The sequence below is a fragment of the Dyadobacter sp. CY345 genome (assembly GCF_021502725.1).
In the GTDB taxonomy this organism is placed as follows: Bacteria; Bacteroidota; Bacteroidia; order Cytophagales; family Spirosomataceae; genus Dyadobacter.
The window spans coordinates 713,199-734,383 of record NZ_JAKFFS010000001.1 but is presented as its reverse complement, the minus strand read 5'-3'; the positions used below and the strand labels follow the sequence as shown (position 1 = coordinate 734,383).

General features: G+C 40.0%; 22 protein-coding genes. 11 read left to right on the top strand and 11 right to left on the bottom strand.

Features of this window, described 5'->3' with window-relative positions:
* Nucleotides 1–20: 20 nt before the first annotated feature.
* The 3 genes from L0657_RS03160 to L0657_RS03150 are packed head-to-tail and all read right to left on the bottom strand — an operon-like array spanning nucleotide 21 to nucleotide 2,850.
* Nucleotides 21–641 (bottom strand): ABC transporter ATP-binding protein, encoded by a 621-nt coding sequence (locus L0657_RS03160; RefSeq protein ID WP_235148941.1) that lies wholly within the window; start codon nucleotides 639–641, stop codon nucleotides 21–23.
* 43 nt (nucleotides 642–684) lie between these two features.
* On the bottom strand, nucleotides 685–1,602 hold the full coding sequence (bla, locus tag L0657_RS03155; protein ID WP_235148940.1) for a class A beta-lactamase, subclass A2: 918 nt from the start codon (nucleotides 1,600–1,602) through the stop codon (nucleotides 685–687).
* 27 nt (nucleotides 1,603–1,629) lie between these two features.
* On the bottom strand, nucleotides 1,630–2,850 hold the full coding sequence (locus L0657_RS03150) for a hemolysin family protein (protein WP_235148939.1): 1,221 nt from the start codon (nucleotides 2,848–2,850) through the stop codon (nucleotides 1,630–1,632).
* Between the two features lie 441 nt (nucleotides 2,851–3,291).
* Between L0657_RS03150 and fbaA the strand changes: the two genes are divergently transcribed.
* Complete coding sequence (fbaA, locus tag L0657_RS03145) at nucleotides 3,292–4,371, top strand: class II fructose-bisphosphate aldolase (RefSeq protein WP_235148938.1); 1,080 nt, start codon at nucleotides 3,292–3,294, stop codon at nucleotides 4,369–4,371.
* Between the two features lie 91 nt (nucleotides 4,372–4,462).
* Here fbaA and L0657_RS03140 read toward each other — a convergent pair whose 3' ends face one another.
* Nucleotides 4,463–4,864, bottom strand: a complete 402-nt coding sequence (locus L0657_RS03140) for a helix-turn-helix domain-containing protein (RefSeq protein WP_235148937.1) — start codon at nucleotides 4,862–4,864, stop codon at nucleotides 4,463–4,465.
* 102 nt (nucleotides 4,865–4,966) lie between these two features.
* Between L0657_RS03140 and L0657_RS03135 the strand changes: the two genes are divergently transcribed.
* From L0657_RS03135 to L0657_RS03120, 4 genes are all read left to right on the top strand, one after another.
* Nucleotides 4,967–5,599, top strand: a complete 633-nt coding sequence (locus L0657_RS03135; RefSeq protein WP_235148936.1) for an NAD(P)H-dependent oxidoreductase — start codon at nucleotides 4,967–4,969, stop codon at nucleotides 5,597–5,599.
* A 41-nt stretch (nucleotides 5,600–5,640) separates the two neighbouring features.
* A complete protein-coding gene (locus L0657_RS03130) occupies nucleotides 5,641–6,345 on the top strand; it encodes a DsbA family oxidoreductase (RefSeq protein WP_235148935.1) in 705 nt (234 codons plus the stop codon).
* A 99-nt stretch (nucleotides 6,346–6,444) separates the two neighbouring features.
* Nucleotides 6,445–7,266 carry an ion transporter gene (locus L0657_RS03125; RefSeq protein ID WP_235148934.1) on the top strand — a complete coding sequence of 274 codons (822 nt, stop codon included), beginning with the start codon at nucleotides 6,445–6,447 and terminating at the stop codon, nucleotides 7,264–7,266.
* Nucleotides 7,267–7,313: 47 nt separating this feature from the next.
* Entirely contained in the window at nucleotides 7,314–9,887 is a 2,574-nt protein-coding gene (locus tag L0657_RS03120; protein WP_235148933.1) for a DUF5686 and carboxypeptidase regulatory-like domain-containing protein, read from the top strand.
* 88 nt (nucleotides 9,888–9,975) lie between these two features.
* Here L0657_RS03120 and L0657_RS03115 read toward each other — a convergent pair whose 3' ends face one another.
* Entirely contained in the window at nucleotides 9,976–11,832 is a 1,857-nt protein-coding gene (locus tag L0657_RS03115) for a M1 family metallopeptidase (RefSeq protein WP_235148932.1), read from the bottom strand.
* Between the two features lie 319 nt (nucleotides 11,833–12,151).
* On the opposite strand from L0657_RS03115, the gene L0657_RS03110 reads away from it, so the two are divergent.
* Nucleotides 12,152–12,316, top strand: a complete 165-nt coding sequence (locus tag L0657_RS03110) for a DUF1328 family protein (RefSeq protein ID WP_138477434.1) — start codon at nucleotides 12,152–12,154, stop codon at nucleotides 12,314–12,316.
* A gap of 88 nt (nucleotides 12,317–12,404) precedes the next feature.
* Here L0657_RS03110 and guaA read toward each other — a convergent pair whose 3' ends face one another.
* Nucleotides 12,405–13,934, bottom strand: coding sequence for a glutamine-hydrolyzing GMP synthase (guaA, locus tag L0657_RS03105; RefSeq protein WP_235148931.1), 1,530 nt, complete (start codon nucleotides 13,932–13,934; stop codon nucleotides 12,405–12,407).
* Between the two features lie 191 nt (nucleotides 13,935–14,125).
* Between guaA and L0657_RS03100 the strand changes: the two genes are divergently transcribed.
* Nucleotides 14,126–14,317 carry a cold-shock protein gene (locus L0657_RS03100; RefSeq protein ID WP_090335282.1) on the top strand — a complete coding sequence of 64 codons (192 nt, stop codon included), beginning with the start codon at nucleotides 14,126–14,128 and terminating at the stop codon, nucleotides 14,315–14,317.
* 78 nt (nucleotides 14,318–14,395) lie between these two features.
* On the opposite strand, the gene L0657_RS03095 is transcribed toward L0657_RS03100, so the two are convergent.
* Nucleotides 14,396–15,880, bottom strand: coding sequence for a glycine--tRNA ligase (locus tag L0657_RS03095; protein ID WP_235148930.1), 1,485 nt, complete (start codon nucleotides 15,878–15,880; stop codon nucleotides 14,396–14,398).
* A gap of 154 nt (nucleotides 15,881–16,034) precedes the next feature.
* On the opposite strand from L0657_RS03095, the gene L0657_RS03090 reads away from it, so the two are divergent.
* Genes L0657_RS03090 through L0657_RS03085 form a run of 3 tightly spaced genes read left to right on the top strand, consistent with a single transcriptional unit; the run spans nucleotide 16,035 to nucleotide 17,652 of the window.
* Nucleotides 16,035–16,241 carry a type II toxin-antitoxin system VapB family antitoxin gene (locus tag L0657_RS03090; protein ID WP_235148929.1) on the top strand — a complete coding sequence of 69 codons (207 nt, stop codon included), beginning with the start codon at nucleotides 16,035–16,037 and terminating at the stop codon, nucleotides 16,239–16,241.
* Nucleotides 16,225–16,626, top strand: coding sequence for a PIN domain nuclease (locus L0657_RS28100; RefSeq protein WP_409014960.1), 402 nt, complete (start codon nucleotides 16,225–16,227; stop codon nucleotides 16,624–16,626). The genes L0657_RS03090 and L0657_RS28100 overlap by 17 nt, the downstream gene beginning before the upstream one ends.
* 51 nt (nucleotides 16,627–16,677) lie before the next feature.
* Complete coding sequence (locus L0657_RS03085; protein WP_235148928.1) at nucleotides 16,678–17,652, top strand: helix-hairpin-helix domain-containing protein; 975 nt, start codon at nucleotides 16,678–16,680, stop codon at nucleotides 17,650–17,652.
* A 418-nt stretch (nucleotides 17,653–18,070) separates the two neighbouring features.
* On the opposite strand, the gene L0657_RS03080 is transcribed toward L0657_RS03085, so the two are convergent.
* The 4 genes from L0657_RS03080 to L0657_RS03065 form a co-directional block, all read right to left on the bottom strand.
* Nucleotides 18,071–18,790 (bottom strand): sterol desaturase family protein, encoded by a 720-nt coding sequence (locus L0657_RS03080; protein ID WP_235148927.1) that lies wholly within the window; start codon nucleotides 18,788–18,790, stop codon nucleotides 18,071–18,073.
* 26 nt (nucleotides 18,791–18,816) lie between these two features.
* Nucleotides 18,817–19,101: a hypothetical protein gene (locus tag L0657_RS03075; RefSeq protein ID WP_235148926.1), complete on the bottom strand. Its 285-nt coding sequence runs from the start codon at nucleotides 19,099–19,101 to the stop codon at nucleotides 18,817–18,819.
* 165 nt (nucleotides 19,102–19,266) lie between these two features.
* A complete protein-coding gene (locus L0657_RS03070) occupies nucleotides 19,267–19,830 on the bottom strand; it encodes a Crp/Fnr family transcriptional regulator (protein WP_235148925.1) in 564 nt (187 codons plus the stop codon).
* A complete protein-coding gene (locus tag L0657_RS03065) occupies nucleotides 19,830–20,600 on the bottom strand; it encodes a TIGR00730 family Rossman fold protein (RefSeq protein WP_235148924.1) in 771 nt (256 codons plus the stop codon). Before L0657_RS03065 ends, L0657_RS03070 begins: the two co-directional genes overlap by 1 nt.
* A gap of 126 nt (nucleotides 20,601–20,726) precedes the next feature.
* On the opposite strand from L0657_RS03065, the gene rpiB reads away from it, so the two are divergent.
* Entirely contained in the window at nucleotides 20,727–21,158 is a 432-nt protein-coding gene (gene rpiB / locus L0657_RS03060; RefSeq protein WP_235148923.1) for a ribose 5-phosphate isomerase B, read from the top strand.
* Nucleotides 21,159–21,185 lie beyond the last annotated feature (27 nt).

The window sequence follows — 21,185 nt, the reverse complement described above, 5'->3', positions numbered from 1 at the left end:
AACCCGCCGATAATACGTTTTTATTTGAACGCAGAAACCGATATGATATTTTCACAAAATTCATATTCCTGCTTCACATTTGAACCTAGCAAAACAAGTTGGTTTTCAGTCGCTTTTGTAACGTTGTCAAGATACCAGTTTATACCGGTTACATCCAAATTTGTTGTGGGTTCATCAAGAAAAATAATTGGAACATCGGACATAAATGCCAGTCCAAGTTTGACCCGCTGTTTCATTCCTGATGAAAAATGGCGGATTACTTTTCCACGTGCGTGCGATAAGTGGATAAAATCTTCGAAATCGGAGCTGGAAATATTATTTTTAAGCGGTTTGAATTGTTTGTGAAAATCGACCAGCTCTCTCAGGGTAAATTCTTCGATTAATTCAAGGTACGGTGCTGCAATAACCAGATGTTTATACCAGTCGTCCACATCAATACTTTTCCCTTCTTTGGTGATATATAGGATTGTACCTTCTGTTGCAGGAGTCATACCGGTGATCAACTGTAAAAGTGTCGATTTACCACTTCCGTTTGGTCCGACAAAAACGTATTTCTGTCCTTCTTCCAGTACAAAACTTGCCTTCCGGATAATCCATTCCTGAATGAATTTTTTACCTATATTCTCTACTTTTATCTGCACAATTTACTGTTCGATTCAGGATTGAAGATGATACTTCATCCTTTTATTTTTTTGCTAAATAATAATCCCAGGCTGCCTTGGAGATCTGAGCAATTACACCATCCCGAGTTTTTTCATCAACCGGAGTATTTGAAACAAAAACTACGATGGCCACATGCTCACCATTTGGAAGCGTCATAATTCCGGCATCGTTTGTTGCTGCCATAATCCCATCTTTACTATCCGACAAACCCGTTTTATGCGCAACAACTGCGTTTTTTGGCAACATTCCTTTGATTTTATTAGGACCCGAAGTTGTTTCAGTCATGATTTTCCACAGAAAATCGTTGCTCGTTTTGGACAATGCTTTGCCTTTGTAAAAGATATCGAGCAAACGCAACATCGCCCTTGGCTTACACCAGTTGGTAAACTGCGCATTCCAATTTTTATGCATTTCTTCTTCTGTTGCTGCAATAGCAATACTTTTCACGCCGAGACTTTGGACATAAGCATCCACTTTTTTCGTTCCTCCCAGCAGCCGGAATAAAATATCACAGCCGTTATTGTCACTTTGAGAAACCGTATAAGTCAAAATCTCTGACAGTTTCAGATCAACATTTCCTTTCGGATATTTTTCCTTGATCGGGCTCCAAGTATTGGGTAATAGATCCTTTGGCGTAATGCGGATTTTCTGATTCAACGACAATTTCCCCTTATCAACCTGATCCAGAACTGCCATCGCAAGCGGGAATTTATATACGCTTTGCATCGGATATTTCAGCCCTTCATTGAACAAAAAAGTTTCCCTATCTTCCAAACCCATGATGGCGACACCAACCGTTCCTTTCGCCTGAGGGAGAATTTTTTCTATTTTCTGACGAAAGATCTCATGCTGTTTTTGCGCACTCACATGGCTGTTCGCCAACAAAAACAAGGCCATCAAGAATAATGGAAATACTTTGAGATGGATACGGCAATTCATTGGAATAATTAATAAGGGTTGTATAGGTTAATTTTCACTCGTTTCATTTATGGTTTGAGTACTTCCATTTCTTATCCTTGTCAATTTCACCAGCTCAATTCGGGTATCCTGCATAGAAATTATTTGAAACGAATATGGAGGCATATCTATTTCATCGTTCACTTCGGGTAAATCCCCGTGCAACTGAATGAGCATACCGGCAAGTGTATCGTAATCACCTTCGGGAAGTTCCCAACCATATTTTTCGTTCAGATAATCAACTTCGTGACGAGCACTCAGGAGGTAGGTATTATCATCAACTTTTCGCTCCGTCCAGTCTTCTGTTGAATCGTATTCATCCTGAATTTCTCCGAAAATCTGTTCCACGACATCCTCGACGCTTACCAATCCGGAAGTTCCACCAAATTCATCAACTACCAGAGCAAGACTTCTTCTTTCTTCCAAAAAACGAAGCATAAGATCGCTGGCTGGCATCGCTTCCGGAACAATCAAAATCGGTGTGACGATACTGCTGATTTCTTTCGGTTTCCGAAATAGTGATAAGGCGTGGCAATAACCAAGTACGTCGTCGACCGATTCTCGGTAGACGATAATTTTCGAGTGCCCACTTGTTAAAAAAGTCTTTTTCAGATCATCAATGGTATCATTGACATTCACGGCAGAAATTTCTGTGCGCGGAATCATACAATCCCGAATGCGTAAATCCTTGAAATCAAGCGCATTGATAAACATTCGTTCTTCGATACTATGATCGTCAAAATCCGGATCATCGGCAGACGCAGCCTCATCCCGCAGGTAATATGACAAAGCATGTTCTTTCACAAATGGCTCAACCAACCAGTAAAGCGGCGTCATGACCCACTCAGCAAAACGTACAGGAAAAGCATTTAAATCAATAACTTTCGGAAAGCTACGTCCAATCCGGACCCATGTTGTATAACAAAGAATCCATAAAACCGCCAGAAATATAAAAAGAACAGCGAAGGTAAAACCTTCTGCCAAACCCAGATAATCATGTAAAATCGGAAATACGAATGCGACTGCATAGAAACAGCCAAATGCCACCACGGCCAGACGAATCATCCTCAACAGACGTCGCCAGTAAAGCGTCTGAAAAATTTCCGCAGCGTTTTCATGCCTCAGTGAATATCGGTCGATGGAAACGTCGAGCAACACGGCCCGAACCGCTCCGTAATAACCGGCAAGAATGAAAAAGAAAACAGCAAAACCGACTAGCAGAACATTCATTTCTTTATCGTTTTGGTGGTTTTCGAAATTCTAGCATTTTCTTCATTCTCCAATTTCCTTTTGGCTTCGAGTGACGATTTCAACCGGCTGAATTGAAAAAATAAAAGGCAGGTAATACTTAATAATAAAAGCCAGTAACTTTCAAATAATGTGGTGCGGCGGAATTCAAGAACCCATACAATTAAAAAACCGAGCGTGCCGGCAAGAAGAATGGTTCGGGTTAATTTTGGAGACATGCAATATTAATTTTCTATTCTTTTTTCAAATATACACAGAATGATTCAAAATGATTACTGACAAAAATCGTCTTTTTGCCTTATAATATCCATTACATATCTCGCCCATTTTCTGTAAAATCGTTAACTTGCGGGAATTCCTATACAATCGGGCCGCAATGCCCGAATTGTAAAATTTATTCTTGATAAAATATCTTACTTTACTATGAGCGAAACCACAAAACGCTTTCCTGCCGGTGTAATTACGGGTGAAGGTATCAGCGAAATTTTCCGTCATGCCAACGAAAATAATTATGCCCTTCCGGCTGTTAACGTTGTAGGCACTAACTCAGTGAATGCAGTTTTAGAAACGGCTGCGGCAGTAAACAGTCCTGTTATTATTCAATTTTCGAATGGTGGCGGAATTTTTTACGCAGGAAAGAGCCTTTCAAATACAGATCAGAAAGCTGCAATTGCAGGAAGCATCTCAGGCGCTCAGCACGTACACCTTATGTCTGAAGCCTATGGCATTCCTGTAATTTTACATACAGACCATTGCGCAAAAAAACTTCTTCCCTGGATCGACGGTCTTTTGGAAGCTGGCGAACGTCACTTTGACCAATATGGCAAGCCTTTATACAGTTCGCATATGCTTGATTTGTCTGAAGAACCGATCGAAGAAAATATCGAGATATGCAGCAAATATTTCGAGCGTATGGCTAAAATTGGCATGACCCTTGAAATTGAATTAGGTGTTACGGGTGGAGAAGAAGATGGCGTTGATAACAGCGATGTTGACAGCTCTAAACTTTACACGCAGCCTGACGAAGTTGCTTATGCCTACGAAGAATTGAGTAAAATCTCTCCTAACTTCACGATCGCTGCTGCTTTCGGAAACGTACATGGTGTTTACAAACCAGGTAATGTGAAATTGGAACCTAAAATTCTTCTTAATTCTCAGAACTTTATCAAAGAGAAATTCGGAACAGGTGACCTTCCTGTAAATTTCGTATTCCATGGTGGATCAGGTTCTTCACGTGAAGAAATCCGTGAAGCAATCGAATATGGTGCGATCAAAATGAACATCGATACAGACGTTCAGTGGTCAACCTGGGAAGGAATTCTTAAATATTACAAAGACAAAGAAGGATATCTTCAGTCTCAATTAGGAAATCCTGAAAGCGCTGATTCTCCTAACAAGAAATATTACGATCCACGTGTATGGTTACGTAAAGGAGAAGAAAGCATGATCGCTCGATTGAAAGTTGCTTTCGAAGACTTGAACTGCATCAACCGTCTGGCATAATTAAATTTTGCTACGTTGCAAAAAAAGAGAGGTTTTGAAGGGGTATCGCTCCTTCAAAACCTCTCTTTCTATTTTTACTGACATCAATATTTTAAGCTTCAACTTCTTCGGCCTCGCTGGCCTCGACCTTCCCCATTACCTGATTTCTGTGCTTGATTCCCCAACTACGCAACACATCGATCAAATCGCGTAAAGACCTCCCATGTTCGGTCAATGTATATTCCACTACTACCGGGATAGAATCATAGACAGTACGCTTCACCAACTGATGTGCTTCCAGATCCCGCAATTCTTTCGATAACATCTTGTCCGTAATATTGGGAATCTCCTTCGCAATTTGCGTGAAACGCTTATTTCCAAACATCAGAGAAATAACGATCTGAAGTTTCCATTTTCCATTGAGCGCGTCCAGGGCGTCCCGAACCGGCAATAGACTTTTTGCACAATCGCTATGATTTAATTTTTCGACAAAACATTCTTGCTTCGCTTCCATCGATCCTTCTACATTTATCACTATCCTATTGTATAGTACTTACAAATGTATAGTTTATTTATTTAAGTTTGCATCATCAAATTAAATTAATTTTAGACTATAATGAATAACCTCATAGAAACATTAAATTGGCGTTATGCCGCCAAAAGAATGAAAGGCGGAAAAATTCCTGCCGAAAAACTGGATGTGATTTTGAAAGCAATCCAGCTTTCTCCATCTTCTGCCGGTTTGCAGCCCTATACTGTCTTCGTCATCGAGGATGATGAAATGAAGAAAAAAATCCAGAAAGCCGCATTTATGCAACCGCAAATTGTTGAAGCTTCGCATCTGATTGTTTTTGCATCCTGGAAAAAGATTACCGCCGCGCATCTTGATGACTATATGAAGCTGATTGCTGAAACCCGAGGCATTACCACAGATTCTCTTGAAGGATTTAAAACGTCACTGACAAATGGAATTCTTATACGCAGCGAAGAAGTGAACGCGCAATGGGCGGCGCGACAAGCCTATATCGCATTGGGAAATGCACTCGTTGCAGCCGCTTCTGAACAAATTGATGCCACACCGATGGAAGGTTTTGACGCAGACAGCCTGGATGAAATTTTGGGATTAAACGAAAAAGATTTGCGTAGTGTTCTTATCATGACGTTAGGTTATCGTGATGATGAAAATGACGTGTTGGCAAAAGCCAAAAAAGTAAGAAGACCAAAAGAAGAGCTTTTTGTTACTATCTAAAATCAGATAGTGACATACCTCAAAAACTAAACTAAAAGACGATGAAAGTTGAAATATGGAGTGATGTAATGTGCCCTTGGTGTTACATCGGAAAAAGGAAATTTGAAAAAGCGCTGGAACAATTTCCACAGAAAGACAGAATCGAAGTGGAATGGAAAAGTTTTCAATTGAATCCTGATATGGAAACAGATCCGAGCAAGAATATCATCGAATATTTGGTTGAAGCAAAAGGCATAACCACTGATCACGCCACGCAGATGCTTGACAACGTGACTAATGTTGCTGCGGAAGTTGGGCTGGAATATCACATGGACAAAGCGGTTCTGGCAAATTCCTTCGATAGCCACCGGTTTATCCAGTTTGCCAAGAAAAACAAAAAGGGTGATGAGGCAGAAGAACAATTGTTCCACGCCTATTTCACGGAAGGAAAAAATACCGCTGACCATGATACACTTGTTGATCTTGGTGTGAAAATCGGGCTGGATGCCGGTGCGGTTAAAAGTGTTTTGGAGAGTAACCAATTTGCCGAGGAAGTCCGTAAGGATGTATATGAGGCGCAGCAGGTAGGTGCAAGAGGTGTTCCATTTTTTGTTTTAGACAGAAAGTATGCAGTATCAGGCGCTCAGCAGTCAGAAACATTTCTGGGAGCCCTTCAAAAGTCTTTTCAGGAATGGGAAAAGGAAAATCCGGCCCCTATTCAAACCTATGCAGAAGGCGACAGTTGTACAACTGACGGAGTTTGCTAGATCAAATTTCTGATGATATAAATAATAGCCCGGGACATTGTATTTTGTGCAATCCCCGGGCTTTTCTTACATTGCCGGCTTACATATCAAATGTAGGTTATGGCCATCAATCGTAGTTCTTTACGAGGAAAACTTTTCATCATTATTTTTGGAGCAAATACCAGAAGGGGACGACTGTTTGACGTTTTTCTGCTCTATTTCATCCTGATTAGTATTTTGATCGTTTGCCTGGAAAGTGTTCCTAAAATCCGTAATAACTACGAATCAGAATTTTTTTATCTGGAAACATTTTTTACTGTCGTTTTCACGATAGAATATTTCCTGCGAATTTACAGCCACCCCAAGCCTCTCAAATACCTGCTAAGTTTTTATGGAATCATCGATTTGCTGTCGATCATTCCATTTTACCTCACCTATTTCATGCCTTCCGGCCATTATCTGATCACCATCCGGATATTGCGCCTGCTTAGAGTTTTCAGGATTCTCAAATTAAGTAGTTTTGTACATCATGCACAGGTTTTGAAGGGTGCGCTGGCTGCCAGTTTGCAAAAAATCACTGTGTTTATGTTATTTATCGTCGCCTTGGTTTTGATCATAGGCACGATTATGTATGTAGTGGAAGGTGAAGAAAATGGTTTTACCAGCATTCCACAAAGTATCTACTGGGCAATTGTGACAATCACGACCGTTGGTTACGGTGATCTGACACCACAAACACCACTCGGACAAGTTATTTCGTCTCTTGTGATGATTATGGGCTATGCAATTATCGCAGTTCCAACAGGCATTGTAACAGTTGAGATGTCAAGATCTTTGCCAGTTGCAAAGTCTGTTGGCCAGTTAGAATGTATGTCTTGTGGGAAACAAATGCCGTCCAACGCCAATTTTTGCAGTAATTGTGGTCATTCTCTAAAGGAATAACGCCAGATTTACATTCTGATTTAAACCTAGTATCCTATATCAACGTTATGCGCCTTATTCTTTGCTCACTTTTCATACTTTTCATTATTTCCGCGTCAATGGCAGGAGGAATAAAAGGGCGTATTTCGAATAAAACAGGCGAAGCTCTGCCCTATGCCGGGATTGTTGTGAAAACAAGCGGCGAAGGAACAATTGCAAATGATGAAGGATTATACGAATTTGCCTTACCAGCAGGAACTTACGAGATCATTTTCCAATACCTTGGTTTTAAAACACTTACAAAATCTGTTGTTGTCGGCAATGAATTTCAGGAATTAAATATAGTTCTGGAAGAGCAAGCACTGAATCTTAATGAGGTAAAAGTTGACAATAAAAGAGAGGATCCTGCTTATACAATTATGCGGAAAGCGATTGCGAAAGCGCGATTTCATCAGCTTCAGGTTCGGGCATATACTGCCAAAGTTTATTCAAGAAGTACGGCACTCCCGACAAAAATCCCGTATTTGGTTGAGAGAAGACTTAGAAAAGAGGGTGTACAGGAAGGAAAAGCCATCATTAACGAAAGCGTTGCGGAAATTCAATACCGCCGACCAAACAATTTTAAACAGCATATTATTTCCACCCGGAATAGTCTGGACAATAGTATACCATCACCGAACGAATATATATTAGCCAGCTTGTATAGCCCTGAAATTGCGGGTACGATTTCTCCGCTTTCACCAAAATCTTTTGCCTATTACAAATTTGAATACGAAGGCTATTTTGAGGATCGCGGACAGATTATCAATAAAATAAAAGTAATTCCCAGAGCTTACGGAGAGGGCGTTTTTCGCGGCAGCTTGTACATAATCGACGAACGCTGGGCAATACATAGTTATGATCTTGAAACAACGAATAGTGGTCTGGACATATCTGCCAAGCAAATCTTCAACCCGATCCAAAATGTGTGGCTTCCTGTCAACCAGCAATTCAGAATTAAAGGAAGTTATCTGGGTTTCGCGGGAGAATTTAAATATCTGGTTTCGCTGACCTATCAGAAAATGGATGTTGACCCGGGATTGAAAGAAGATATCGTTGTAAATGATCCAAAGGTCGACGAGGAAGTTTCTGAAAAAAACCGTAAGAAGAATCTCGAAAAGATGATTCAGGAACAGAAAGCGTTTTCGACCAAAAACCTTCGAAAGTTTACGAAAGAATATGATAAGGAGCTGAAAAAGGAAAGGAAAAATAAGGGCGAAGACACCAGAATTGTACGTGAAGATTCTATCGTCGTTGACACGATGGCGAATAAAAGAGATACTACCTACTGGGAAAATCTGCGCCCGATTCCGTTGACAAATTCCGAAGTTCAGAGTTATGCTATGCAGGATAGTATCAGAGTGATTAAGGATGCCCATAAATTTAATAGTCGCCCGGACTCTACGAACTTTAAAATACAGCACATTCTGGTCGGAAATACTTATTCATTCAAAAAGCAGAATTTTTTACGGATAGAAAGTCCTTTCCTTGCTTTTTATTACAACACCGTTGAAGGTTATGCCTTGAATCTTGCTGCGGAATATCAGAAACGCTGGGGTAAATCCAGCTATTTCACAATTCGGCCTTACGGGCGATATACCTCCGGCCGCGACCGTTTTAATGGAAATCTGCAAGCCAATATTGGTAATAAGAACTCTAATTTTATGATCACTGGTGGTGAAATGGTCAATCAAATCAATCGTGACAACCCGATCACACCTTTTGGAAACACCATTTCCACATTGATTTTCGAACGAAACCGGGCGAAACTTTATCAATCAAAATTTCTAAAAACAGAGTATTCGATCAGCAATATTTTTGATGTTTTTAGTTTTAATACCAGCCTGGAATACGAACAGCGCCAGGAATTGTTTGATATGGAAAATATTAAGTCGTTAATTAACTGGCCTGAAAGAAATTTTATACCAAACAGGCCAATAAATGATGAGTTAGAAAGTACCGGTTTTCCGAATCATGATGCGCTGGTATTTCAGATAAGCGCCGATATCCGGCCATGGCGCAGGTATTTGGTGCGTAATGGTGAGAAGCGATATTTGAGAAGTAAAAAACCGTCGTTCAGTGTTCTTTACAAATCCGGATTAGGTTTTGGAGGCGATGTTGATTACGACTTTTTACAGGGAGGTATTCGACAAAGTATTGATCTTGGCCCCAGAAATACGGTTAGTTATTCTGTAAAAGGCGGAGGCTTTTTGAGTAATAAAGAAATGTATTTCCCGGATTTCAGACATTTCCTGGGAAATGAATCTTTCTTCCGTTTGGGAGATCCGCTTACCCAATTTAGAAGTTTGCCTTATTACGAACACAGCACACAGCAATGGTTTGTAGAAGGGCACGCATTATGGTCGATGCAGCGATTTCTGATTACGCAGTTACCCGTTTTTCGTCTAAGGGGACTGAAAGAAACTGTTCAGCTTCATTATTTATTTTCGCCAACGTCCCGCCATTATGGTGAATTGGTTTACGGGGTAGATCATATCCTGCGTTTTTTCAGAATTGAAACCGTTGTACAATTTGACAGCTACAAAATTAATAAAGTCGAATTCCGGCTTGGAACGACATTTAGTCTTGCAGATTTAAAATAAAATTACATCGGCCATCGGCAGTCGGCTTTCTATGTTGTAAGCACTAAGTGTCACGAATCTGTAAGCCGACTGCTGATAGCCGATGTAATTATCTAACTTTTGTCCCCTTAAATCTTGGCGCAACTTTTGGCAACGAGGGATAACTATTATTTTCAGGATTAATGTCTGCCATACGCTGGCTTGGATCAATTACAATGCGGTCAATTTCGGTAGATACGCGATCGATTGTAAAAGTATATTCGGGATATGTCCAGCCCCAATCTGACAACAATGTGGTTTTAGAATACATTTTCTCAGCCTTTTCGCCGCGCATCATTTCCAATGGAATATAGAAATTCTCCTGAGTACCATCCTTGTAACTAACAACCACATCCAGAGGCATCGGCATTTGTCCTATTTTCTCGATCACTACATCCGTTTTCCCAACAATCGGAACGATTTCCTTAATTCCATAATCAATAGTTTTTGTTGTTCCGACAAAATCCTCCCAATACCAGTCCAATTCCAAACCTGATTCTTTTTCCATTATCCGTTTCAGATCCGTCGGATTTGGATGTTTGTATTTCCACTCATTGAAATAACGTTTCATGCCTGATTCCAGCTTATCCTGTCCGATAATGTAACCAAGCTGATTTAAGAAAACGGCTCCCTTGGAATAACTGGCGATGCTGTAAGCGCGATTTGTATTATAATGATCAGCATGTGTTGTCAAAGGTTCTTCCAATCCTGATTTTACAAGATTTCTGTAACTGTTCGTCGTCGCGCGCTGTGGATCGGTTTTTGACTGAAATAATTCTGACATTACAATATTCTGCGCATACGTTGTGAAGCCCTCGTCCATCCACGAATATTTGGATTCATTTGTACCCAAAATCATCTGGAACCAGCTGTGGATTGATTCATGCACTGCAACACCTAATAAACCAGGTAAGTTTTGACGCCCGGTAATCAGCGTTGCCATTGGGTATTCCATACCGCCATCACCACCTTGAATAATCGAATATTGTTTGTAGGGGTAACGACCAAATTTGTCATTCATGATCTTGAAAGCCCGAACCGCGAGAGGCTCCATTTCTTTCCAGACATTTGCCAAAGTATCTGTTTGATAGAAAAAATGCAGATCGAGATTATCATCCACTTTAATGACATCATGTTGGTAATCACGATCGGCTGCCCACATAAAATCGTGAACTTCTGGTGCGATGAAATGCCAGGTTAATTTTTCACCTGCCTTGTGTTTTACCTCCTTTTTGGAATAACCGTAACCGATCTTGTCAGCGTTTTGAAGGTAACCCGTTGCAGCAACCACGTAAGAAGCATCGAGCGTAATTTTTACGTCAAAGTCTCCCCAGACACCATAAAACTCACGGGCGATATAAGGATTTGCATGCCAGCCCTCATAATCATATTCACACATTTTAGGATACCATTGCGCGACGGAATAATCGATGCCCTCGCTGTTGTTCCGTCCATTGCGACGAATTTGAATTGGCATTTGTGCTTCAAATTCCAGATCAAAAGTATGCTGCGTTTTGGGTAGAATTTTTTCGTTAAGCGTTACTTCAAGTATCGTCCCGACAACTTCGTACTTCAACGGTTTTCCATTGTGCTTTAAGGATAGAATTTTTTCATAGCCAATTTCGCTTGGCGAGAGTTTTGAAATACGGTCTTTCACACGCGGATCCGGATCACTGATCGTCCTTGAACGCACATCCATTTGACTTCCCGGCTGAAAAGCATTCAAGTAAAGATGGTAAAATACTTTGGTGAGCGTGTCAGGAGAATTGTTAGTGTAAACAAGTTTCTGTACGCCTTTGTATTGATGTGTTGTTACATCAAAATCGACATTCATTTGATATTTAGCACGTTGCTGCCAGCGATCTGACTGAGCAAATGCGGCTGTACAACTAAAAGCAGCCAGAACAAGGAAAAGCAGTTTATTCATTCGTAAAAACTAAAATTACATATTAAATATTACGCAAATTAAGGCAAACACGTTAGTATGCCTTATTAATTTATCAAATCAGCCTAAAACTTATATTTTAACTTTAAATAAGTCAAATTTAGCCTTTGACCGGAATTGATGTAACTTTTCATTCCATTATCGAATAAAATTGGGAAGCAATCTCTACATTAAATCTACATTTTACACCGATTTAAATCGATTCAAGGCTCTGAGTGCTTTATTTTCAGAAATTCACATCCTGGCATATAAATAGTAATAATGAGATTATACTTTATTATCAACTAACTATTTGTCAATCATGCTTAAATGGACAGTTATATTTCTGATCGTTGCCATCATTGCCGGGGTACTTGGATTTGGTGGAATTGCAGCAGGTGCTGCTGGTATAGCTAAGATACTTTTCTTTGTATTTTTGGTTTTATTCGTACTGAGTTTGATAAGCCGCGGGGTCGGACGTTCCTGATTCATAATAAATATCAGAAAAAATACAAAAGCAAAAGCGAGCTAAACCAGCCCGCTTTTACTTATTATATACGTACGATAAATTTCCTTTATTCCCACTCAATAGTTGCTGGCGGCTTCGAGGAAATATCATAAACGACTCGGTTAACGCCTTTAACTTTATTGATAATGTCGTTCGAAACTTCTGCAAGAAAATCATAAGGTAAATGAGCCCAGTCAGCCGTCATACCATCCACTGAAGTTACAGCTCTCAAAGCGACAACACTTTCATAGGTGCGCTCATCACCCATTACGCCCACACTCTTAACAGGTAAGAGCATAACGCCTGCCTGCCAAACTTCATTATATAAATTCCATTTTCTCAGTCCTCCAATAAAAATGGCATCAACTTCCTGCAAAATCGCTACTTTTTCAGGTGTAATATCTCCCAAAATACGAATAGCCAGACCAGGACCCGGGAATGGGTGACGGCCTAAAATGGCAGGATCGATACCCAAATTTTTTCCAACCGCCCGTACTTCATCTTTGAACAAAGTATTCAGCGGTTCAACAACTTTAAGCTTCATAAAATCAGGCAAACCACCCACATTATGGTGTGATTTTATTGTCGCCGATGGCCCTTTTACCGAAACTGATTCGATAACATCCGGATAAATTGTTCCCTGACCAAGCCATTTAACATCCTCAATTAAATGTGATTCCTGATCAAAAACATCAATAAATGCTTTACCGATCGCTTTTCTTTTTGCTTCCGGATCTGATAATCCTTCGAGAGCGCCGTAGAAAAGATCTTTTGCATCTACACCTTTGATATTCAATCCCATGTGGAGATAAGAATCAAGTACCTGCTGATACTCATCTTTTCTCAACAATCCGTTATCGACAAAAATGCAGAATAAATTTGCGCCAATTGCCTGGTGAACCAAGGTCGCAGCAACGGTTGAATCAACACCACCTGAAAGCGCCATAACCACGCGATCATTTCCCAATTTGGTACGCAGGCTTGCGATAGTCTGCTCAACAAATGATTCCGAAGTCCAATCCTGCTTACAACCGCAAATTTTTGCGACAAAATTGTACATCAACTGTTTACCTTCAGTTGAGTGCGTAACTTCCGGATGAAACTGGATTCCGTAGGTAAGTTCTTCCGCAATTTTAAAAGCAGCCACTTTCACAGATTCAGTGGAAGCGATGATATTGAAATTATCAGGAATTGTTACGATCGTATCACCATGTGACATCCAAACCTGAGAAGTTGCAGAAAGTCCGGCAAGTAGCGACGAATCTTCATCATCTATTTCCAAACGAGCTCTTCCATATTCACGATGTTGGGAAGCTCTCACCTCGCCACCCATCAATTGCGCCATAAGCTGGGCACCGTAACATACGCCAAGAACAGGAACCACTTTTCTGAATTTATCAAGATCTACATAAGGAGCATTTTCGTCTCTTACGGAACAGGGGCTACCTGAAAGGATGACACCTTTGATATTCGGAGTGAGCTCCGGGAAGTTATTGTATGGATGGATTTCACAATAAACATTGAGTTCCCGAACCCGACGCGCAATTAATTGCGTGTATTGTGAGCCAAAATCTAGAATAAGAATCTGTTCAGTCATAGAAAATGCGATATAAACCGCAAAGGTACAGTTTTACAATGATAGAAAGAAAAATATCAAAAAAACTGTTGAAATATTATAAATCTCTATGGCTTAGCGAAGAAAATACTTCATTATTTTATTATTAACTCTTGTAAATAAGTTACGCTTCTTATTATATTTGTTTAAAATAATTTCAATATAATATTTTTATGAATCAAGGAACAATTAAATTCTTTAACGACGAAAAAGGTTACGGATTTGTTAAAGACGCAGAAACAGGACAGGATTATTTCGTACATATCTCAGGTCTTGTTGACGAAGTACGCGAAAACGACGAAGTTACTTATGATCTTCAGGAGGGTCGCAAAGGGCTAAACGCCGTCAATGTTAAGCTTGCATAATCAGGACTTAATATCAACCAAAAAAGGGTTTTCGATAACGAAAACCCTTTTTTGATTTTATAAATACTGGTGAAATAATTAGATCGCTTCCAGAATTCTTTCAATTGAAACCTGATATCCGATTTTCTCTTTCAACTCGCTGATCGCAACACGCTCCTGTTCCATCGAATCACGGTGACGGATTGTCACAGTATCATCCTCCATCGTCTGATAATCAACCACCACACAGAATGGAGTACCAATCAAATCCTGACGGGTATAACGTTTTCCAATGGCCGCACCGTCGTCATACGTAGTACGGAAAGCAGATTTCAAAGAATTTGTGATCGCCTGCGCTTTTTCAGCCAGTCCATCTTTCTTAACCAAAGGCAAAACAGCAACTTTGAAAGGAGCCAATGCCGGATGCAGTTTCAGATAAGTACGTTCTTTTTCAGAATCTCCCTCACCTACCGTTTCCTTGGTATAAGCATTGCAGAATGTCGCAAGGAACAGACGGTCAGCACCTACTGAGGTTTCTACAACGTAAGGAATATAATTTCCGTATGGTTTCCCATTTTCGTCAAGATCTGCATCAAAATATTGAAGCTTTTTCCTTGACAATTCCTGATGGTTACGAAGGTCAAAATCAGTACGTGAGTGAATTCCTTCCATTTCGCGGAACCCGAAAGGGAATTTGTATTCGATATCTACGGCCGCATTTGCGTAATGCGCAAGTTTCTCATGGTCATGAAATTTCAAGCTGTCAGCCGGTAAGCCGATTGCAATATGAAATTTCATACGCGCCTCTTTCCACTTATTATACCAATCCATTTCAGTACCAGGGCGAATGAAAAATTGCATTTCCATTTGCTCAAATTCGCGCATACGGAAAGTAAACTGGCGCGCAACGATTTCGTTACGGAACGCCTTTCCAATCTGTGCGATTCCAAAAGGAACCTTCATCCGTCCGCTTTTCTGGACATTCAGGAAATTTACAAAAATCCCCTGAGCAGTTTCCGGACGAAGATATATCAAACTTGAATCCTCCGCTACCGAACCTACCTGAGTACTGAACATCAGATTGAACTGACGAACTTCAGTCCAGTTAGCAGTTCCGGAGACTGCACATTTTATATTTTCTGCGATAATCAATTCACGAACCGCTTCAAGATTTTCGGCGCTCAGCAAGCGTCCCATTTCAGCAAGCAACGCCTGCGCCTTTTCCGGCTGTCCATCTGCTTCATATTGTTCCGCTTTTGCCTCCAAAAGCTGATCGGCACGATATCGTTTTTTTGAATCCTTGTTGTCAATCATCGGATCGCTGAAACCGTCCACGTGTCCGGAAGCTTTCCAGGTCAGCGGATGCATAAAAATGGAAGCATCGATACCAACGATATTATCATTGAGCTGCGTCATGGCCTTCCACCACACGGCTTTCAGGTTATTTTTCAGTTCCACACCATTCTGACCGTAGTCATAAACAGCTTGTAATCCATCATATATTTCGGAAGAAGGGAACACAAATCCGTATTCTTTGGCATGCCCTACAATGTCTTGTAAAGAGGTAGCAGGTGATTGGCTCATTATTGATTCAGACAATTGATTAATAAACGTAAGGTTTTCAGACTGTATTTTTTACCGTTTTTTACAATCAGTTGGCAAAATTAGGGAATTTGATGGCAAAGCATAACCATGTGTATAAAATTTGTATATTTGTGTGTATTCGAAATTGAAAATTATGAGAACAAATGTCGAGATTGATGATTCCTTAATGGAAGAAGCAATGCAGCTTACTCAAATCAAAACAAAAAAACAGATCATCGAATCTGCGTTAAAAGAATTCATTGCAGCAACTCACCGTAAACAGTTAATGTCTTTACGGGGAAAAGTTGAATGGGAAGGGAATTTGGATGACATGAGAATACAAGATGTACAGAGTATTTGACACGTCTGTTTGGATCGCCTATTTCAATGGTATTGATGATTTCAGAACTAATTTTCTTCATTATTCACTGGAATATGATCAGGTTTGTACAATTGGAGTGATTGTACAAGAAGTACTTCAAGGAGTCAAAATTGATTCGAAATATTATTCTTTAGAAAGTCATTTCAAGAATTTACCCTCATTACCTGCACCCACATTCGAATTATATACCGGCGCAGCCCAATTATACAGACTTTTACGAAAACAAGGAATCACAATTCGCAAACCGAATGATTGCTTAATTGCTCAATACTGTATCTATTTTGATATCGAACTATGTCACAACGACGTAGATTTTGATAAAATCGCGACGACCTGCCCGTTAAAAATTTGGAAACCAATTTAATATTTCAGCGTCAAAAGCAGGACTAATAATTACGTCCTAAACTTTTGACTTATGTTCAGACGCATCATCGATCAGCTGGAAGATTATTTCGGTATATCCAGAAAGCAGGCTCGCGCGGGTTTCCTGCTGATACTCTTGTCATTCGTCCTGATCTGGACGCCGTTTGTTTTCAGACGATGGATATTACCGCATTTCCCAGTGTCATCCGAACCTGTTAACACACAAAAATTGGACAGCATTGTTTCGCAGTTAAAGATAGACGCTGTTGCGGGTGAAGCTGAAAAAGAAAATAGTTATTCAAAAAAGGAATATAATAAAATACCAGAACGCCCTGTTCGTCTATTTTCTTTTGATCCAAATACGGCTTCAATTGAACAACTTCAAGAACTAGGTATACCAAACTTCATTGCCAAAAGAATTGATAAATACAGATCCAAAGGCGGAAAATTCAGAAAAAAAGAAGATCTGCTGCACATTTATGATTTCCCCTCTGATGTTTATAAAAACCTGGAATCTTACATCAAACTTCCGGCGTTTGAAACAAAACCTTACCCTCCGAAATATGCTGACAAATCTTATAAAAACTACCCCTTACCAAAAGACGCCAGGGTTTTCACAAAAGCTGTTATCGCCCCTTTCGATATAAACATAACGGATACCACACAGCTTATCAGATTGAAAGGAATCGGCAGTAAGTTGTCCGTCCGTATTTTAAAATTCAGGGATGGTCTTGGCGGTTTCCATTCCACAAGCCAGTTCTCTGAAATTTTTGGACTCGATTCTCTGGCATTATCGGAGCTGACCAAATATGCAAAAGTTCGAAGCGGCGTTAAGAAAATCAATATAAACACCGCGACGGCCGAGGAATTGGGGCAACACTCGTATTTACGAAATAAGAAAATAAATGCTGTCATAATAAATTACAGAGCCCAGCACGGACCTTACCAATCGATTGATGACCTGAGAAAAGTTCGGGTTTTGGATGAAAAATTGATAGAGAAGATCGGGCCCTATTTGGAGTTTTGAAAGGTGGGTTTAAATCTGAATATGTAATATTCGTAACTGACGACTAGATAGCAGAAGAGTACAATATAACTTGGAAGCATATTAACCGTTAGCAAAACAGAAATGCTCCTCGCAACAATAGCACTGTAAGCCAGAATAGTAATATGAACCATGAATATGCTCTGGCAGATTAAGACAGGCAATAATTTATCATGCTTTTTTAACAACAGCACCCAAGAATAACACCAAGTGATAAGAAGTAAGAAACTAAGAATTTTGCCATCCAGCGAGCATTCAACCAGACATACAGGTAGAAAAAATAAATTGGGTAGTACTAATTTGATACCGATGCTCGAAACAAATGGATAAGCCAAATTACTTACAAGGAGACAAATCCGCGCGAAAGTATTCATCATTTTTCAGGATAAAGTGTGTGAAATTATTCTTTATGAACATCTTTAAATTTTAGCATATCTGTTAAGCGCTGCTCCTTTTCATTATCAAAACCGCAGGAACTTCTAAACTCTTTCGGGTTTTCGTAGGTACCGAACAGCATATCCCACCACACAATATCACCATAATTATTCGTATGTTTTTCATATTCATGATGAATTCGGTGCATTTCAGGACGTTGGAAAATGTAACCGACCCATTGAGGCGTTTTTACGTTGGTATGATAGAAAAATTCACCTAGCGCGGTACAAAGCGTATAAATTCCACCTGCCTCAACATTTAATCCTAATAAGGTGTATACCAGCAAACTTCCAATCAGAGAATTAACCGTCATTTCTAACGGATGTTTGTAAAAGGAAGTGATAACTTCCAAACGTTGGGGGCTATGATGAATCTGGTGAAAATGAGTCCATAAAAAATCAATCGTATGCCGCCATCTATGCCACCAGTAAAAAATAAAAGTTGCGATAAAATAGGCAATCATTCCTCCGGCAACATCATTGACATGATTTGACAATTTGAAAATACTTACCGAAGAAAACCACTTCTCCCAGGTAAAACCTGCCAGCGTAACAACGCCCAGTTGAACAAAATTTATGGCCAGAACTCTGATTGTCCACGTCGGCACTTCCGGCAACTTCCATCCCGGAATTATTCGTTCCAGGATAAAACAAAGGCCAAAAACTATGAATATGATCGTTAGCATAATTCCAATTTTTAGATGTGACTTGATTAACTAAAAACAGATAGAACCGCCAATAAAGCATAGGGCGTAACAGCGCAGATTAGTAAATTTTTAGCAACCATTTTGCTAGTAACCACTTTCCCTGAAATAATTTGAGCTCCGGTTGTGATGAAGAATGCGATATAAATTATTGCCCAGAAAATACCTTTAAGGGATATACATCCGGTTTCTGGGAATAAAAGATTTGAGATAAACAGCGTTGCAAAGTATGCAATCACGGTTCCTGCAATCAAATAAATAATGTGCAGAAAAATTCTAAGCGAGGTATCCATATTTAGAAGTTTGAATTGTGAGATTTACAATTCAAACTTCCTCATTGTCACAACAGATTCCTTTGACAATTATCAAAATCGTATAACAAACAAAAAAAGCCTGATCAATTTCGAGAACAGGCCACAATAACTAACGCCTAAACGCTAACTCCTAACAGCCAACCCCTACTTCCTCCTCCGAATCCGGCTCAGATGCTCCTGTGAAATACCCAGATAGGAAGCAATCTGTCCAAGTTTGACTCTTTGAAGAATATCAGGAATTTGTTGCAGTAAGCGTTCGTACCGCTCCTCAGCAGTACAAAAAGCAAAGAGCTTCATACGCTCATCAAGCAGAAGATAATTATGAGTGATCAGCAACCGGCCAAGCCTTTCAACAATCGGATGTTTTTCAAACACCGGTTCGATCTTATTATATTGAAGGCTCCATATCGAAGAATCTTCTAATACCTCGATGTTATACGAAGAAGCATTTCCGGTAAACAAACTGTCAATCGCGCTGACAATCTGGTTTTCGCCTGCGAACCATGCAGTCACTTCCTTTCCGTCTTTATAATAGAAGACACGTGCAATGCCCTTTTCAATAAAGTAAAATTCTTTGCATACATCGCCGTTTTGAAGGAGCGATGTATGTTTAGAAAGTTGTTTATGAAATGTTATGGCATTGATTGCCGCCGCGCTTTCTGGCGGCAACGGGACTATTTTATTTAGATAATCAATAAAATAATTCATCAGAAGTTTGGCTTCAGCAAGTACTTGGAATAGAATTCGTCTATCACATGTACCGCTTCATCCGGCGTATCCACAACACTGATAAGTTTCATATCCTCAGGATTTATATTTCCTTCGGTCAGCATCGTGCTTTTGATCCAATCCAGTAAACCTGACCAATAACTGCTTCCAAACAAAACTATTGGAAAACGTCCGATCTTTTTAGTCTGAATTAAGGTCATCGCCTCGAAAAGCTCATCCAAAGTTCCGAATCCACCTGGCATGACGATGAAGCCCTGCGAGTACTTCACGAACATTACTTTTCGGACAAAGAAAAAGTCGAAATTTATATTTTTATCGTGGTCAATGTAAGGATTGCTATGTTGCTCAAAAGGCAATTTAATATTCAGACCGACCGATTTCCCTCCCTGCTCAAAGGCACCTTTATTACCCGCCTCCATAATACCAGGCCCACCACCTGTAACGACGCCATATCCGTGCCTTACCAGTTTCGCTGCTATATCTTCCGTCACTTTATAATAAGGATTATCAGGTTTCGTGCGGGCCGAGCCAAAAATAGTTACACACGGACCGATTTTCGCGAGCTTATCAAAACCTTCGACAAACTCCGCCATTACCTTAAATATAACCCAGGAATCTGCACTTTTTATTTCACTCCAGTTCCGATCTTCAAAAGCCGCTTTTATCTGAATTTCATCCTCCGGCACAGCCGCATTAAGAAGCGATACATCTATTAATTTCGAATTTTCATTCTTTAATTCATCATTCATATTCTTAAAATTATTTTAGTTCATTGATTTGCTGTTACCTTTGTTTTCCAGTCTCACAAATCTGGAAAATTTAATAATTCCTTAGACGTAATTGTTATTCACCTGGACACAATTAACAAAAAAGTAATGAAAAAAATTGCGATCGGTTCCGACCATGCTGGTTTCCCTTACAAAGAACCAATTACCAACTGGCTAACCAATAATGGTTATGAAGTGAAGGATTTTGGAACATACAGCCCGGATTCTGCCGATTATGCTGATTTTGCGCATCCCGTTGCAATCGGTGTGGAGAACAAAGAATTTGAAAAAGGGATACTGCTTTGCGGCAGCGGTCAGGGCGTGTGTATCACCGCAAACAAACATCAGGGAATTCGTGCCGCTTTGGTATGGGATCTCGAACTTGCGGCATTGTCCCGTCAGCATAATGATGCCAATGTGATCTGTATTCCTGTCAGGTTTATAACGCTGGAAACTGCCATCGCGAGTATCGAGGCATTTTTAAATACTGATTTTGAAGGAGGAAGACACCAAACACGCGTGAACAAAATCGCTTGTTAATATATAAGTTTCTATCAAAAAATAAGA